This window comes from Candidatus Kosakonia sp. 282A-S69 (genome assembly GCF_029433855.1).
In the GTDB taxonomy this organism is placed as follows: Bacteria; Pseudomonadota; Gammaproteobacteria; order Enterobacterales; family Enterobacteriaceae; genus Kosakonia; species Kosakonia cowanii_A.
The window spans coordinates 2867687-2884192 of the sequence record NZ_JAROAU010000003.1 but is presented as its reverse complement, the minus strand read 5'-3'; the positions used below and the strand labels follow the sequence as shown (position 1 = coordinate 2884192).

The following is a 16506-nucleotide window of genomic DNA, read 5'->3' as shown; positions in this document are numbered from 1 at the left end:
GATTTTCATTGTCTGTACGTTGCCCCCGATATTTATCTTTCGAACTGCATTAATCATATTTAAGGGATTATTATGAAAAGTATATTTACGTTAAATAAGGTTTTCGCCTCGCTGGCGCTGGCGGGGATGGTCGGTCTTAGCGGCCACGCATTCGCCGACACGGATTACGCCGACACCATGCCCTCCATCGAAGGTAAAAAGTTATTAGTTGGCTACTGGCACAACTGGGATCAGGGTTTCTCCGGTGATTATGAGCAGGGCTACCCGCTGAAACTGGCATTGAAGGATACGCCCAAAGAGTACAACGTGGTGATGGCCTCATTTATGAAGTCGGCAGATGGCAAAAGCATGCCAACGTTTGTCCCTTACTACGGCACCGATCAAAGCTTTCGTGCCGAGGTGGCAGCGCTGAATGAGCGCGGGCAGGCAGTATTGCTCTCCCTTGGCGGCGCGGATGCGCATATTGAACTGCATGAAGCTAACGGTGATACGCAGCATTTTGCCGACGAAATTATCCGACTGGTTGATCTATATGGTTTTGACGGTCTGGATATCGATCTCGAGCAGAGTGCGATTAAAAAAGCCGATAATGAAACCGTTATTCCGGCGGCGCTGAAAAAAGTACGCGAGCATTATCAGCAGCAGGGTAAACACTTTATTATCAGTATGGCACCAGAAATTCCCTATCTGACCAAAGCGAACCCGCAATATCAGAACTATATTAATAACCTCGAGGGTTATTACGACTTTATCGCGCCGCAATTCTATAATCAGGGCGCGTTTGGTATTGGCTTCCAGCCCGACGACACCGCTACAGATGGCTGGTGGGTCAATTACGCGCAGAATGACGACAGCAAAAAATATGAGTTCCTCTATCACTTCAGCAAAGAGATCATTACCGACAAACATGGCCTCTCTGCGGTAAAAATTCCCTCCAGCAAATTAGTCATCGGCCTGCCGAGTAATGGCGCAGCCGCCGCGACCGGGTTTGTTAAAACGCCGGAAGATGTGTATCGCGTCTTTGCCGATATGGAAAAAGAGGGGCTGCCGCTCAGAGGGTTAATGACCTGGTCAATCAACTGGGATGAGGGCGAAAACGTTAATCATGTGCCCTACGCCGGGCAGTTCCGCAAAGCCTATACCCAGCTGATCCACGACGGTAGCGTGATTGAAACGCCGGCAAAAGATACCACTGCGCCGAGTGTACCCACCGGGCTGAACGCGCAGGCGACCGCCACCAGCGTCCATCTGACCTGGAAGGCCTCCACCGATAGCGGCTCGGGCGTGGACCACTATGAAGTGTTCCGCAATCAGCAGAAAGTGGCTGATGCCAGCGGTAATACCTATACCGATGAGGATCTGACGGCGAACAGTCACTACGCCTACAGCGTGAATGCCGTTGATAAGGCGGGGAATAGATCCCTTCTATCGGCGGTATTAAATGTCATGACAACCGATCACAGCGACGATACCCCGGATCAGCAGAGCTACCCGAAATATGTCGCCGGCCATGCTTATAAAGCGGGAGATATTGTTGTCGCCACCGATAATCAACTTTATCAATGTAAACCTCACCCCTATACCGCTTGGTGCGGCGGGCTGGCGAGCGCCTATGCGCCGGGTACCGGCAGCGCCTGGCAGATGGCCTGGGATAAGGTCGTGAAATAGAGTTGCCTGGAAGCGTGCTTCCATGGACGGAGGCACAACCCGGCGCAAGATGAGCAATATCGGCAGATGTTGATAAACTCAATGCTTCGCGGGCGAATTCAGGCGTTGAAATGAGTCACGGGCAATTTAATCTCTCACTCTTTGCTGCGCTGGATGACAGCGAAAAATTCGATCTCCTGCGTGGTTTTAATCAGACCCTGGATCAGAGTTCAGCCAAAGCGCTGCTTGAGATTGCCACGGATAACGATAATGACGACGATATCCGCACTGAAGCGATAAAGATCCTCGGCTTATATCATGGCGATTATGACGATGCGTTTATTAAAGAGGTGCTGATTCAGATCATTCGTAATGATGCCGTTGAGAATGATAGCCTGATTGTGCGCTCTATTAATTCGCTGGCTTTATTAAGTGTGAAAGAGAACGAGATCACCCTGGCGCTGAGCATTATTCAGGGGGACGCTTACACGCTGTTTAAGCATGCTGCTTTCTCACTGATTTGTCAGAGTAAACAGCAGCCTGCAGCTATAGAAGCACTAAAAACGTTGCTGAAAGATAATGACTTTTGCCGCCATGCGAAACGAGAGTTGACGTAACTTCCTGCTAATAGGAATGTTTCTAATAGAGTAATTATTGCTTATATCAAAACAACGCAGTGTTATAACTTAACTATCCTCTGGTTTAATACAAAAATTAAACCCTACTGTTTATCAAGTTATCAATAAGCTCAATATTTTCTCGATATCTGTATATTTCAGGTGAATTTATTTTTCATAATTTTACATTCAGACTTTTTTTACTAATTTAAATCCACAATAAGATTTTCCTTAGGATTATATTTCCCCGGACAGTGCTACTAGTAAAAGTTCCCGCATCAAACCAGCCAGATTTTGTTCACCGTCCACAAGGGAGTCGCACTGTGAAAAGGTTAAAACCGTTGCTGGCCCGTTCTCTTCCCGTCGCCACACTGCGCCAGGATACCCTGGCAGGCGTAGTCGTTTTTCTGGTGGCGCTGCCGCTCTGCCTGGGCATCGCCCACGCCAGCGGGCTGCCGCCCTTTGTTGGCCTGCTAACCGGGATCATTGGTGGGCTACTGGTCACCGCACTCAGCCCATCCCGTTTTGCCGTCAGCGGCCCGGCCGCCGGGCTGGTAACGATTGTCGTCGCTTCGGTGGAGTCGCTCGGCTCCTTCTCCGCTTTTCTCTTCGCGCTGGTGCTGGCAGGCGTGCTGCAGCTGGCAATGGGTCTGCTGCGCGCCGGTCGGTTTATCGGGCTGGTGCCCGGTAGCGTGATCAAAGGGATGCTGGCAGCGATCGGTTTGCTATTGATTATGCAGCAGATCCCGGTTGCGCTCGGCGAAGTGGAAGAGAGCGGATTAGGGCAACTCTTTAGCGGCGATTTCACCTTTTCGCTGACCTCATTTCTCGTCGCGGCTGGTGGACTGATCCTGCTATGGGGATGGGATTCAGCAGCCATAAAGCGGGTAAAAAGCCTGAGCTGGCTCCCCGGTCCGCTGGTGGCGGTGCTGCTCGGCAGCATGATGGTGATTGCATTGCGCTCTTTTGCGCCGCATCTCCTCCCGGCCTTACCGCGCATCACCCTGCCGGAGTTTGGTTCCCTCAACGATCTGATGGGCGAGCTGGAAGGGCCGGACTGGAGCGCCTGGCAAAACCCGGCGGTCTACACCGTGGCAATCACGCTGGCGCTGGTGGCCAGCCTTGAAACGCTGCTCAGCCAGGAGGCGCTGAAGAAGCTGCGTCCACAAAACCCGCCGCCGTCGCCGGATAAAGAGCTGGTGGCGCAGGGGGCGGGCAACCTGCTCTCAGGCCTGGTGGGTGCGATGCCGATCACTGCGGTAATTGTGCGCAGCTCCGTCAACGTCAGCAACGGCGCGCAAAGCAAATTCTCAGTGCTGCTGCATGGCGTATTACTGCTGGTGTGTGGTCTCTGGTTCGGTGAGCTTTTGTCAGTGATCCCGCTGGCGAGCCTCGCCGCAGTGCTGCTCTACACCGGCTATAAGCTGGCGACACCGCGCCTCTTTATCGAACAGTTTCGCGCCGGGTATCAACAGTATGTGCCGTTTCTTACGACCGTCGCGGGGATTATTACTTTCGGCATGCTGATGGGGATTGCGCTGGGGCTGGCGGTGCAGATGGCGCTGAGCCTCTACCACTGCCATCGCAATGCGTTGCAGCTTGCGCGCCGGGGCGATCACTATGTGCTGCGCATTCAGCAGAACCTGACCTTTTTGCATAACCCCCGTTTGCAGGCATTACTGGCGAAGATCCCGGAGCGCAGCGTGGTGGTGGTTGAGCATGAGAACGTCGACTATTTCGATCCGGATGTGAAAGCGGTGCTGCGGGAGTTTGCCAAAAACGCGCCGCAGCGTGGAATCGATCTCAACCAGTGGCCCGCCCGTTAAGCGAGTGGCTTCCCGGCCGGCAGCAGCAGCGGTTGCAGCCGCTGCCACACTGCTGGCGTGGCGGCCCAGGCCGTATTGCCGTTAGTTAAGCCATCGTCAGCGAGAAAGTCGTTGTGCCGACCGCCCGCTTCGCTGATCAGCACCAGCCCGGCCAGCGCGTCCCAGCTGTGCAGGTGCGCTTCGTAATAACCGTGCACCAGCCCTGCGGCAACGTGGGCCAGCATCAGCGCACCTGCGCCAAAGCGGCGGTGTTCCACACCCTGCTCGAGCAATTTTTCCAGCGCATCGGTATATTCACGCGGCGCGCGGCGGCTTGAGCGCCCCACGCCGAGCACAATGGCATCCGGCGAGGGTTCTGCCAGGGTTAAACGGCGATCGTTGAGGAACGCGCCGTGACCTGCGCGGGCAAAGAAGAACTCTTCGCGATCCGGCGCATAGATAATGCCAAGCTCGATGCGGTTATCGCATACCCAGGCGACGGAGATGCACCAGTAATCCATACCAAGAATGAAGTTAGTCGTGCCATCAATCGGATCGATAACCCAGGTCCCCTCGCTGCCCGGCTCCAGGCCGCGCTCTTCACCAAGCAGCCCATCCTGCGGGCGCTGCTCCTTGAGCCACTTGCGTAGCTGCGTTTCGACATACACATCTGCCTGCGAGACAAAATCCTGGCGACCTTTCTGCTCAACGGTCAGTCCCTTATCACGAAGCTGTTTGGCCTCAAGGCCAAGGCGGCGAATCAGTGCGCAGAGCGCGAGGGTAAACTCTTCTGTCATAGATAGCTCTTAGCCAGTGCGTGGCGAGGTGTGTTGAGGAATAAGCTCCACCTTAACCCACTCGACGTGAGAAGGCTGCAACGGTTTTTCGCTCACGCAAGGGGAAGGATGACAGACGGTGAGTTTCAGGGGGATGTGCCCGGTGCGGCTATTAACGTGGGGAGGGAGCGTTAATGTGAGAGCGCCACCGGGCGGCGGAGATCAGGTCATCACCATTGGCCACTCTGGCGGTGCGTTGCGGGTCATCTCTTCCCACACCGACGCAAAGTGTTGCCAGATTCTGGCGAAATCCATTACCGTCAGGCCAAGCAGGCCGGTGGCAAACCAGCAGGCGGCGGCCAGCCCCATGCCGCTGCTGATTACCGCAAGACCGAAGTAATCTGAACGGCGAAAACGGATATTCAGCGTGCTCGCCATAAACATCAAAAGTGCGCTCAATAACTGCCAGCGGAACAACACTACGCTGGTGGTAAGGGTTGCCATCTTACTATCCTCAGGAGAATCAAACACCTGGCGAGCAAAGGCCTGCGCAGCGCGCGAAAGCGGTTGTCCGTCGGGTTAACACAACAATGTAAAGGAGGGTTCCGCATACACGGAATTTGTGAACTTTATCACATTTGTTGTTTTATTCACCAGTACAAAAAGAGAGCTTTTTTAGTTTTTTAAGTCAGTAAAAAGTGGGTTGCCACGTTATCTTCGCCGGGCGAGATTGCGCCCCTTGAATATTTTTATTTAACTAATTCTCATCGGGAAATAAAAAATAAATTTTACATAAGCGCAGCAATAAAACGACAAAAGCGTGATAACCGTGGTTATGAGGATGTTCTGATTATGGAAAAGCGCGAGGTGTAAATTGCGCTACTTTTCGCCAGATAATGAAGCCTGCTTATATTATTAAGCGCAAGTACATTGTGTACTTAACTATTAAGCACAGGTTTATTGTTTACCGGCTTTTAGCCGGAGAGTTGAGTGAAAAACAGGCAATGCAGGCGCGACTCTAACCAAAGGGCATGCTGTTTTATTCATGGGCGTTTCGCCTTTGGCACGGGCATGGTGAAATACTTTCTTAAATATAAAACCAGAGGCACACTTTTAGTTTGCCTTACGGTGGAATATTCTCAGCATCGTTAAATATCAGGATTGAGAAGAGAAAAGTCAGTTGCTAATGGTCAGTGTTTGATGCAACGTAATCACCTGTTTCTAAAAGCCTCCTGCCCAACAATATAAAAGGCACATAAAATGCATGGATTTCGGCGGACATGAAGCTCACTGTGCCTCGTAAAATGCTCATAATTAGCGGAATGATACTGGTGGTTCTTATCCCGGTAATGATCTCGCTATGGTTTGCGCATATCCACGCCGTAAAAGAGACGCGCACGCACCTGCGCGCATTTGCCCGCCAGGCGCTGAATAAAACCGAGCTCGTTATCCAGCAGGCGGATAGCGTGCGCCGCGCGGCGGAGAACTATCGCGGCAAACCATGTACCCCGCAACATCGCGCCATGATGCTTAATATTGTTCACGGCAGTCAGTATGTCGCTGACCTTATTTATGCCGAGGGCAACCACTTTGTCTGTTCCAGCGCGGTGACGCCTGCGCAATCGTATGCTATTTCACCTGCGGATTATGAAGGGCAGCACGGTACAGCGATCTATTACTATCGTGATACCCCCTTTTATGCCGGCTATAAAATGGTCTATGTGCAGCGGGGAAATTATGTCGCAGTGATTAACCCGCTCACCTATAGCGATGTGACATCCGACGATGCGCGTTTAGCATATGGCGTTTATGACACGCGCTCCGGCGGCTTTTTCTCGCTCAGCAAGAACGCACGTCTGAAGACCTTTGCGGCGTTAATCCACCGCCAGGATAGCTCATTTTTACAGGGCGATCGCTTTTATACGATTGCGTATGCCTCCTCGCGGCCTATCGCCATTATTGTTTCGACATCGCGCGAAAACTATTTCCACTTGCTCTATCGGCAGGCGGTTTTTACCCTGCCGTTGGGGATGATCTGCAGCGCACTGATCTTTTTTATCTGCACGCGAACACGGCGGGAATTTACGTCGCCACGCCGCAGGCTCCACCGCGCGCTCACCCGCCGTCAGCTTCGCCTTCATTACCAGCCTATTATTGATATTAAAAACGGCAGCTGTGTTGGTGCCGAGGCGCTATTGCGCTGGCCAGGTTTTAACGGCCAGGTAATGAGCCCGACGGAGTTTATTCCGCTGGCGGAAAAAGAGGGAATGATTGAGCGCGTAACGGATTATGTTGTTGATGAGGTGTTCAATGATTTAGGGGATTTTCTGGCGGTAGTGCCGAATCTCTATATTTCTATTAACCTCTCGGCCTCTGACTTCCACTCGTCGCGCTTAATTTCGCTGATTGCCAACAAAGCGCGCGACTATGCGGTGCGTGCCGAGCAGATCAAAATCGAAGTGACTGAGCGCGGCTTTATTGACGTGCCAAAAACCACGCCGGTGATCCAGGCGTTTCGCCAGGCGGGATACGAAGTGGCGATCGATGATTTTGGCACCGGCTACTCCAACCTGCACAATCTCTACTCACTCAACGTCGACATCCTGAAAATCGACAAATCCTTTATCGATACGCTCTCCACTAACAGCACCAGCCACTTAATTGCGGAACATATTATTGATATGGCGCAGAGCCTGCGGCTGAAGATCATCGCGGAAGGGGTGGAGACGGCAGAGCAGGTCGCCTGGCTGCTTAAGCGCGGCGTGCAGTTCTGCCAGGGGTGGCACTTTGCGAAGGCGCTGCCAGCACAGGAGTTTAAACGCTGGGTGCAGCAGCCGCCTTCGCTAAAGTGAGTTACGCCTGGTGGCGATAGTCGCTCGGCGTACGATCAAACTCGCGGCGGAAAACGCGCGAAAAAGTCTGCTGTGAGACGTACCCCAAATCCATCGCAATATCAAAAATCGGTCGCTTGGTGGTGCGCAGCGCTTCGGCGGCCAGCAGCAAGCGGCGCTGACGAATATACTCCCCAAGCGTCTGATGCATCACTGTGCGGAACATCCTCTGTAGATACCACTTTGAATAGCCTGACTTTTTGGCGACAACATCAATATTCATTGGTTGGTCGATATGTTCATCAATCCATTCAATTAAGGTCTGAATAATCTGCTGATGGGACATAAAGCTTCCTCTTTCCCGATTCGTCGTTTTGTCTGCGGGCGAGTATAATTCCTCAAGTTAACTTGAGGTAAAGAGGTTTTATGGAAAAGAAAACGCCGCGAATCAAAGCCCTTCTCAGCCCCGGTGAAGTGGCGAAGCGCAGCGGGGTTGCCGTCTCGACGCTGCACTTTTATGAAAGCAAAGGGCTGATAAAAAGTTCGCGCAATGCCGGTAACCAGCGGCGCTATCAGCGCGATGTATTACGCCATGTGGCGATTATCAAAATCGCCCAGCGTATCGGCATTCCGCTGGCGACCATCGGTGAGGCCTTCGGCGTGCTGCCGGAGGGGCATGCGCTGAGCAAAAAGGAGTGGAAAGCGCTCTCCTCCCAGTGGCGTGAAGAGCTGGACAGACGTATTCATACGCTGGTGGCACTGCGCGACGAACTTGATGGCTGCATCGGCTGCGGCTGCCTGTCGCGCAGCGACTGCCCGCTACGCAACCCCGGCGACACGCTGGGCAAACAGGGGCCGGGCGCACGGTTGCTGGAAGATGAGTGAACCTAAAAAAACTAAAGCGCCCGCTGGGGCGCTTTAGTCGTTTTCCGGTCATTGTCTTTCGCTCTATCCCGCATCGAAACGGGAGGGTTTCCCCCGACATCAGCACCCCTTGTGTAGCGAGTAAGGTTCCGGTTTGTGCTGACTCTATAAGTATAGACGCGCATCGCAGTTATGCTTATTTCTTGACCGCTTTTGTTATGAATTTTTCGGCGCTTTGCCTGCGCTTTTCTATAGTTAAAAAGAATATAAACGCGGGAGAGAGTCATGCTTACAGTGCACCATCTGAATCAATCGCGCTCACAGCGCATCCTCTGGGCGCTGGAAGAGCTGGGCGTTCCCTACAATATCGTGCGTTATCAGCGGCAAAAAAACATGCTGGCACCGGACGAGCTGAAAAAGATCCATCCCTTGGGGAAATCGCCAGTGGTGGAAGATAACGGCTTTATCCTCGCCGAATCGGGGGCGATCCTCGAATACTTGCAAGAGACCTACGACACGGAGCAGCGCTTTAAGCCGCACGATGCGCAGCAGAAGATCGATTACCGCTTCTGGCTGCATTACGCCGAAGGCTCGCTGATGCCACTGCTATTAATGAAGCTGGTGGTTGGGCAACTCGGTAAACCGCCGGTGCCGTTTGGCGTGCGCAGCGTTGGCAAGCTTATCGGTAAAGGGATCGAGAACGCGTTTTTAAATAAACAGCTGGAGACCCACGCCCGCTTTATGGAAGGGGAGCTGGCGCACCGCCCCTGGTTCGCCGGCGATGAACTGAGCATGGCGGATGTACAGATGAGCTTCCCAGTGTTCGCGCTGCTGTCGCGCGGCGGCATTGAGAATCTGCCCAATCTGCAGGCGTGGAAAAAACGCGTCGAAATGCGCCCAACCTGGAAACGCGCCATTGAACAGGGCGGCCCCTTCTCGCTGCCAGGCGAGTGAGAATGTTCGTAGAGTGTTGCAAAGTTGCGCATCGACGATAACGTTTGCGCACCCGGCGGGCACTTCTTCGCCGCTTTCGGCGATATTTGGCAGAAAGCGGCAAAGTTTGGTTGAAAAACGGCGTCTAAACGCTGGATAATCGTTTGCCTTTTTTTGACCACCCGTTGGATGCGCGGAGTTAAACGTTTGCTTTTTTGTGACCCCTTGTCACAACGCAGCACAGGGAGAAGACGTTTGACCGGCAGTGGACTGTCCACCACGCATGCCAACGCACAATAAAATTCTCAGGGGATGTATCTATGTCTACGCCATCTGCGCGTACCGGCGGTTCGCTTGACGCACTGTTCAAAATTTCTGCCCGTGGCAGCACCGTTCGTCAGGAGATCGTGGCCGGTTTAACCACCTTCCTGGCGATGGTCTACTCCGTCATCGTGGTGCCCGGCATGCTGGGCAAAGCCGGTTTCCCGCCGGCCGCCGTCTTCGTCGCTACCTGTCTGGTTGCCGGTGTCGGCTCCATTGTGATGGGGCTGTGGGCCAACCTGCCGCTGGCCATCGGCTGTGCCATTTCGCTCACCGCGTTTACCGCGTTCAGCCTGGTGCTGGGGCAGCAGATCAGCGTGCCGGTTGCACTCGGCGCGGTGTTCCTGATGGGCGTGCTGTTTACCGTGATCTCCGCCACCGGCATTCGCAGCTGGATTTTACGTAACCTGCCGCAGGGCGTTGCGCACGGCACCGGTATTGGTATCGGCCTGTTTCTGCTGCTGATCGCCGCTAACGGCGTCGGTCTTGTGGTCAAAAACCCGATTGACGGGCTGCCGGTTGCCCTTGGCCACTTCGCCAGCTTCCCGGTGATCATGTCGCTGATCGGCCTGGCGGTGATTATCGGTCTGGAGAAGCTGAAAGTGCCGGGTGGCATTCTGCTGACCATCATCGGCATCTCCATTGTCGGCCTGATTTTCGACCCCGCAGTGCACTTCTCCGGTTTTTTCGCCATGCCATCCCTGAGCGATGACAAAGGCAACTCCCTGATCGGCAGCCTCGATATTATGGGCGCACTCAATCCGGTAGTGCTGCCAAGCGTGCTGGCGCTGGTGATGACGGCGGTGTTTGACGCCACCGGCACCATTCGTGCAGTGGCGGGCCAGGCGAACTTGCTGGATAAAGAGGGGCAGATCATCGACGGCGGCAAAGCGCTGACCACGGACTCCCTGAGCAGCGTCTTCTCCGGCCTGGTGGGTGCGGCGCCGGCAGCGGTCTATATCGAATCGGCGGCAGGCACCGCAGCGGGCGGCAAAACCGGCCTGACGGCGATCACCGTCGGCGTGCTGTTTATGCTGATCCTGTTCCTCTCTCCGCTCTCTTATCTGGTACCGGTTTACGCCACCGCACCGGCGCTGATGTATGTCGGTCTGCTGATGCTGAGCAACGTGGCGAAAATTGACTTCGCCGACTTCGTTGACGCCATGTCAGGCCTCATCACCGCGGTGTTTATCGTGCTGACCTGCAACATCGTTACCGGCATTATGATCGGCTTCGCCTCGCTGGTGATTGGCCGCGTAGTGTCGGGTGAGTGGCGCAAGCTGAACATCGGCACCGTGGTGATCGCTATCGCGCTGGTGGCATTCTATGCCGGCGGCTGGGCTATCTAACCATTACATATTCAGACAATGGGTAACTTCGGTTGCCCATTTTTTTGCCCACAGCCCGGTTGCTTTGCGTTAAGCTGAAAGACCCCGTCTCAGGTCTGATGCGGGTATAACAACACACTGCAAACAGGGAACGCATGGAAATTTTCTTTACCATTCTCATCATGACCCTTGTGGTATCGCTCTCCGGTGTTATCACTCGGGTTCTGCCGTTTCAAATCCCCTTACCGCTGATGCAGATCGCTATCGGCGCGTTACTCGCCTTACCGACCTTCGGTTTGCACGTCGAGTTCGATCCGGAACTCTTCCTCGTGCTCTTTATTCCGCCGCTGCTCTTTGCCGATGGCTGGAAAACGCCGACGCGCGAATTCCTTGAGCATGGGCGCGAAATATTTGGCCTCGCGCTGGCGCTGGTGCTGGTCACCGTGGTCGGGATTGGCTTCTTAATTTACTGGATGGTGCCGGGCATCCCGCTGGTGCCCGCCTTTGCGCTGGCCGCGGTGCTGTCGCCAACCGATGCGGTGGCGCTCTCCGGTATCGTCGGTGAAGGGCGCATCCCGAAAAAAATCATGGGCATCCTGCAGGGTGAGGCGCTGATGAATGACGCCTCCGGCCTGGTGTCGCTGAAGTTCGCGGTTGCCGTGGCGATGGGCACGATGGTCTTTACCGTCGGCGGCGCAACGGTTGAGTTCCTGAAAGTGGCGCTTGGCGGCCTGCTGGCCGGTTTCGTCGTCAGCTGGCTTTATGGCCGCTCGCTGCGTTTCCTCAGCCGCTGGGGCGGTGACGAACCGGCCACGCAAATCGTGCTGCTGTTCCTGCTGCCGTTCGCCTCTTACCTGATTGCGGAACATATCGGTTTCTCTGGCATTCTCGCCGCCGTTGCCGCCGGGATGACCATTACCCGCTCCGGCGTAATGCGCAGCGCGCCGCTGGCGATGCGCCTGCGCGCAAACAGCACCTGGTCGATGCTGGAGTTTGTCTTTAACGGCATGGTGTTTCTGCTGTTGGGCCTGCAACTGCCGGGCATTCTCGAGTCCTCGCTGGTGGCGGCAGAAGCCGATCCGAATGTCGAAACGTGGATGCTGTTTACCGATATCCTGCTGATTTACGCCGCGCTGATGCTGGTGCGTTTTGGCTGGCTGTGGGTGATGAAGAACTTCAGCCTGCGCTTCCTGAGCAAAAAGCCGATGGAGTTCGGTGCATGGAGCACCCGTGAACTGCTGATCGCCACTTTTGCCGGCGTGCGCGGGGCGATTACCCTCGCCGGTGTGCTCTCGATTCCTCTTCTGCTGCCGACTGGCGATGTCTTCCCGGCGCGTTATGAGCTGGTGTTCCTCGCCGCCGGGGTGATCCTCTTTTCGCTCTTTGTCGGCGTGATTGCCCTGCCGATGCTGTTGCAGCGTATCGAAGTGCGTGACCACGCCCAGCAGCAGAAAGAGGAGCGTATGGCGCGCGCGGCGACCGCCGATGTGGCGATTGTGGCGATCCAGAAGATGGAGGAGCGCCTGGCGGCGGATACCGAAGAGAATATCGATACCCAGCTGCTGACGGAGGTGAGTTCGCGGGTGATTGGTAACCTGCGCCGCCGCGCCGATGGTCGCAATGATGCGGAAAATACGCTGCAGGAAGAGAACCTCGAGCGCCGCTTCCGCCTGGCGGCGCTGCGCTCGGAGCGTGCCGAGCTTTACCACCTGCGTGCGACCCGCCAGATCAGTAACGAGACGCTGCAAAAGATGCTGCACGACCTCGATCTGCTGGAAGCTCTGCTCATCGAGAACAAGTAAGCGTGACCACAAGGCCGGATGGCGGCTGCGCCCTATCCGGCCTACGCAAACAGGTGGGCCTGTACCAAAGCGTAGGCCTGATAAGCGTAGCGCCATCAGGCATTGAACCATTCCGACGCCCCTCTTTATGCGCGATGCGCCCTCTTTTTCAATCGGGCCACCAACTCAAACTCGTTAAAATTGACCGGCCGCTGCTGTTGCAGTGAGATATTGCCCGCAATGCCGGTCAAAATCGACATCGCGCCGGCGCGGTGATCGGCGGCGCGTTGCAGAGGGTCACTACCCGGTGTACCAAACAGGTCTGCCAGCATCGCGTTATCCCCGCCGCCGTGTCCCCCTTCACCGAGGGTAAACTCCGCTTTCCACGGCGCGGCAAACATCGGGAAAACGGTGATATCACACGAGGTCAGGCTCCCCTCATTCGCGCGCTCGCCGCCCGCATTCACATAGGATTTCTCGACGATTTTCATCTCCAGCCGTCCGAGGCTGCCGTTAAACACCACGTTCAGCCCTTCCCACGGCAGATAGGTATTGAGCGAGTAGGTCAGCTGGCACTGGTTCTGGTACTTCACCAACACCGACATCGTATCTTCAATGGTGATGCCATCGCTGAAGACGCTCTGATCGCGCCAGTAGTTATCTTCATGTTCCGCATCCAGATAGAGCGCTTTTAACTGCGGATTGTCGGCCATATGCAGCGCAAACGGATCATCCTGGGCGGCGTCATAGCCGTGCGCGCGCGGGTAGAAGCGCGTCACGCCGCGCTTCTCGGCGTTCTCCTTCCCGTAGAAGCGCAGGCCGCCCTCGGCATACACCCGCAGCGGATAGCTGTCGAGCCAGAAGTTCATCAAATCGAAATGGTGGGTGGATTTGTGCACCAGCAGGCCGCCGCTGTTGCACTTCTCCCGGTGCCAGCGGCGGAAGTAATCCGCGCCATGTTCGGTGTTGAGCAGCCACTCAAAATGCACCGAGTAGACCTCGCCGATGGTGTTATTCATCAGCAGTTCGCGCACTTTGCTATGGTGGGGCGCATAGCGATAGTTGAAGGCCACGCGCACGGTTTTACCGGTCTCTTCAATGGCATCCAGAATACGCAGTGCGCGCGTCTCGTCGATGGTCATCGGTTTTTCGGTGATCACATCGCAGCCTGCGCGCAGGGCGCGGACGATATAGTCATCGTGTGTTCTGTCTATGGTGGTGACGATAATCGTGTCGGGCCGCGTTTCGCGGATCATCGCCTCAAACTGCGTTGCCTGCCAGGTGGGGACGGAAGCCGCTCCCTCCTGCATTAACAACTGGTTGGCGTAATCCATCCGCGTCTGGTTGGTATCGCAGAACGCCACCATGCGGGCATTCTCTCTCCACTCCCCGCCAATGGCGGAGATATACAAACCGGCACGCCCGCCCGTGCCGACCAACGCATAATTTTTCATCGCATCCCCTCTTATGAATTGACGTGCTGAATTAATAGAACGCTGTTTCATTTCTATGAGGGTACTGTAGCGCGATGGCGGAATATGCCTATGGCGGAGAGGAGAAAGTGTGATCCCCGGCCAAAAGCGGCCGGGGAGAGGGGAGGTTAGTGCGCGCGGCCCTGCTCGATACCGACGCCGGTTTGTGAGCGGATAAACTGGGCGCGGAACAGCTCGCGCTCGCGTTTGCCCGCTTCGGTGTTGTCGGTCGCCGAGAAGACCCAGATACCGATAAATGCCACGGCAATCGAGAAGAGCGCCGGGTATTCATAGGGGAAGAGCGGTGCGGCATGACCGAGGATCTGCACCCAGATGGTCGGACCTAGCACCATCAGAATCACCGCCGTCAGCAGGCCGAGCCAGCCGCCAATCATCGCCCCGCGCGTGGTCAATTTCGACCAGTACATCGACAGCAGGATAATCGGGAAGTTACAGCTCGCGGCGATAGAGAAGGCCAGCCCCACCATAAAGGCGATGTTCTGGTTCTCGAACAGAATACCCAGCAGGATAGCCACCACGCCGAGCACCAGCACGGTGATTTTCGATACCCGCAGCTCCTGACGCTCCGTCGCCCCTTTGCGGAAGACGTTGGCATAGAGATCGTGCGACACCGCCGAGGCACCCGCCAGCGTCAGGCCTGCGACCACCGCCAGAATGGTGGCGAAGGCGACGGCGGAGATAAAGCCGAGGAACAGGTTGCCGCCCACGGCATCGGCGAGGTGCACCGCCGCCATATTGTTACCGCCGATCAGCGCGCCCGCTGCATCTTTAAACGCCGGATTCGCGCCGACCAGCATGATGGCACCAAAACCGATGATAAAAGTCAGGATGTAGAAGTAGCCCATAAAACCGGTAGCGTAGAGTACGCTTTTGCGCGCTTCCCGCGCATCGCTGACGGTAAAGAAGCGCATCAAAATATGCGGCAGCCCTGCGGTACCGAACATCAGCCCAAGACCTAACGACAGTGCCGAAATCGGATCTTTCACCAGCCCCCCTGGGCTCATGATCGCCTCGCCTTTCGGGTGCACCGCCATCGCTTCGCTAAACAGGTTATTGAAGCTGAAGCCGACATGTTTCATCACCATAAAGGCCATAAAGCTGGCGCCGAACAGCAGCAGCACGGCTTTGATGATCTGCACCCAGGTGGTGGCGAGCATGCCACCAAACAGCACATACATCACCATCAACACGCCGACCAGCACGACCGCGATGTGGTAGTTCAGGCCAAACAGCAGCTGGATAAGCTTGCCCGCGCCGACCATCTGCGCAATCAGGTAGAGCGCCACCACCACCAGCGAACCGCAGGCAGAGAGGATGCGAATCGGCCCCTGCTTCAGGCGGTAGGAGGCGACATCGGCAAAGGTGTAGCGCCCGAGGTTACGCAGCCGTTCGGCAATCAGAAAGAGGATAATTGGCCAGCCGACGAGGAAACCGAGGGAGTAGATCAACCCATCGTAGCCGGAGGTATAAACCAGCGCCGAGATGCCGAGGAACGAGGCGGCAGACATAAAGTCGCCCGCAATCGCCAGCCCGTTCTGGAAACCGGTGATATTGCCCCCCGCCGTATAGTAATCGTTGCGCGAGCGGACGCGTTTCGACGCCCAGTAGGTAATGTAGAGGGTCAGCACGACGAAAATCAGGAACATGACAATCGCCTGCCAGTTGGTCGGCTGGCGCTGCACCGCGCCGGTAATGGCATCAGCGGCATTCGCCGCGAGCGGAAGTGTGGCGGCAAGCGCCGTCAGGACTCTCTTCATGGCGCTTTTACCTCGCTCAGTACCGCCCGGGTCAGTCTTTCAAACTCGCTATTCGCGCGCCAGACATAGATTGCCGTCAGCACGAACGAAATCAAAATCACGCCGATACCAATCGGGATGCCGCGCGTGACGGTGGTGCCCGCATGCAGTGGGGTACCGAGCCAGTGCGGAGCAAAAGCGATAAGCAGGATAAAGCCGACGTAGATAATCAGCATGATGATGGATAAAAGAAAGGCAAACCGTTGCCGCTTTTCAACTAACTCCCTGAAATGAACACTGTTTTCTATCCGCTGATAAACGGGATTTTCATTCATTACAGAAATCTCCAGAGGTAAGTAATGCCAGCAAATATA

The 16506-nt window shown here is 55.5% G+C and carries 14 protein-coding genes; 8 read left to right on the top strand and 6 right to left on the bottom strand.

Annotation, left to right across the window (positions count from 1 at the left end):
* Positions 1–72 precede the first annotated feature (72 nt).
* The 3 genes from PU683_RS19005 to PU683_RS18995 all read left to right on the top strand — a co-directional run bounded on the left by PU683_RS19005 (position 73) and on the right by PU683_RS18995 (position 4090).
* The gene (locus tag PU683_RS19005; protein ID WP_277174106.1) at positions 73–1668 is read left to right on the top strand and encodes a glycosyl hydrolase family 18 protein; all 1596 of its coding nucleotides are present in this window, start codon (positions 73–75) and stop codon (positions 1666–1668) included.
* A gap of 110 nt (positions 1669–1778) precedes the next feature.
* Positions 1779–2264 (top strand): hypothetical protein, encoded by a 486-nt coding sequence (locus tag PU683_RS19000; RefSeq protein ID WP_277174105.1) that lies wholly within the window; start codon positions 1779–1781, stop codon positions 2262–2264.
* A gap of 344 nt (positions 2265–2608) precedes the next feature.
* Positions 2609–4090, top strand: coding sequence for a SulP family inorganic anion transporter (locus PU683_RS18995; protein ID WP_277174336.1), 1482 nt, complete (start codon positions 2609–2611; stop codon positions 4088–4090).
* On the opposite strand, the gene PU683_RS18990 is transcribed toward PU683_RS18995, so the two are convergent.
* Positions 4087–4866 (bottom strand): inositol monophosphatase family protein, encoded by a 780-nt coding sequence (locus tag PU683_RS18990; RefSeq protein ID WP_277174104.1) that lies wholly within the window; start codon positions 4864–4866, stop codon positions 4087–4089. The genes PU683_RS18995 and PU683_RS18990 overlap by 4 nt on opposite strands.
* 201 nt (positions 4867–5067) lie before the next feature.
* Positions 5068–5349: a YjcB family protein gene (locus tag PU683_RS18985; RefSeq protein WP_277174103.1), complete on the bottom strand. Its 282-nt coding sequence runs from the start codon at positions 5347–5349 to the stop codon at positions 5068–5070.
* Positions 5350–6125: 776 nt separating this feature from the next.
* On the opposite strand from PU683_RS18985, the gene PU683_RS18980 reads away from it, so the two are divergent.
* Positions 6126–7697 carry an EAL domain-containing protein gene (locus PU683_RS18980; RefSeq protein ID WP_277174102.1) on the top strand — a complete coding sequence of 524 codons (1572 nt, stop codon included), beginning with the start codon at positions 6126–6128 and terminating at the stop codon, positions 7695–7697.
* Between the two features lies 1 nt (position 7698).
* Here PU683_RS18980 and soxS read toward each other — a convergent pair whose 3' ends face one another.
* Positions 7699–8022 carry a superoxide response transcriptional regulator SoxS gene (gene soxS, locus PU683_RS18975; protein ID WP_023478478.1) on the bottom strand — a complete coding sequence of 108 codons (324 nt, stop codon included), beginning with the start codon at positions 8020–8022 and terminating at the stop codon, positions 7699–7701.
* An 80-nt stretch (positions 8023–8102) separates the two neighbouring features.
* Here soxS and soxR point away from each other — a divergent pair, with 80 nt between their 5' ends.
* The 4 genes from soxR (at position 8103) to PU683_RS18955 (ending at position 12924) form a co-directional block, all read left to right on the top strand.
* Complete coding sequence (soxR, locus tag PU683_RS18970; protein ID WP_187800920.1) at positions 8103–8561, top strand: redox-sensitive transcriptional activator SoxR; 459 nt, start codon at positions 8103–8105, stop codon at positions 8559–8561.
* A 264-nt stretch (positions 8562–8825) separates the two neighbouring features.
* Positions 8826–9494, top strand: coding sequence for a glutathione S-transferase family protein (locus tag PU683_RS18965; protein ID WP_277174101.1), 669 nt, complete (start codon positions 8826–8828; stop codon positions 9492–9494).
* Between the two features lie 299 nt (positions 9495–9793).
* Complete coding sequence (gene ghxP / locus PU683_RS18960) at positions 9794–11143, top strand: guanine/hypoxanthine transporter GhxP (protein WP_277174100.1); 1350 nt, start codon at positions 9794–9796, stop codon at positions 11141–11143.
* A gap of 134 nt (positions 11144–11277) precedes the next feature.
* Positions 11278–12924, top strand: a complete 1647-nt coding sequence (locus tag PU683_RS18955) for a Na+/H+ antiporter (protein WP_277174099.1) — start codon at positions 11278–11280, stop codon at positions 12922–12924.
* Between the two features lie 125 nt (positions 12925–13049).
* On the opposite strand, the gene PU683_RS18950 is transcribed toward PU683_RS18955, so the two are convergent.
* The 3 genes from PU683_RS18950 to PU683_RS18940 all read right to left on the bottom strand — a co-directional run bounded on the left by PU683_RS18950 (position 13050) and on the right by PU683_RS18940 (position 16467).
* Positions 13050–14357, bottom strand: a complete 1308-nt coding sequence (locus PU683_RS18950; protein ID WP_277174098.1) for a Gfo/Idh/MocA family protein — start codon at positions 14355–14357, stop codon at positions 13050–13052.
* A gap of 146 nt (positions 14358–14503) precedes the next feature.
* A complete protein-coding gene (gene actP / locus PU683_RS18945; RefSeq protein WP_277174097.1) occupies positions 14504–16153 on the bottom strand; it encodes a cation/acetate symporter ActP in 1650 nt (549 codons plus the stop codon).
* Positions 16150–16467, bottom strand: a complete 318-nt coding sequence (locus PU683_RS18940) for a DUF485 domain-containing protein (RefSeq protein ID WP_277174335.1) — start codon at positions 16465–16467, stop codon at positions 16150–16152. Before PU683_RS18940 ends, actP begins: the two co-directional genes overlap by 4 nt.
* Between the last annotated feature and the right edge of the window lie 39 nt (positions 16468–16506).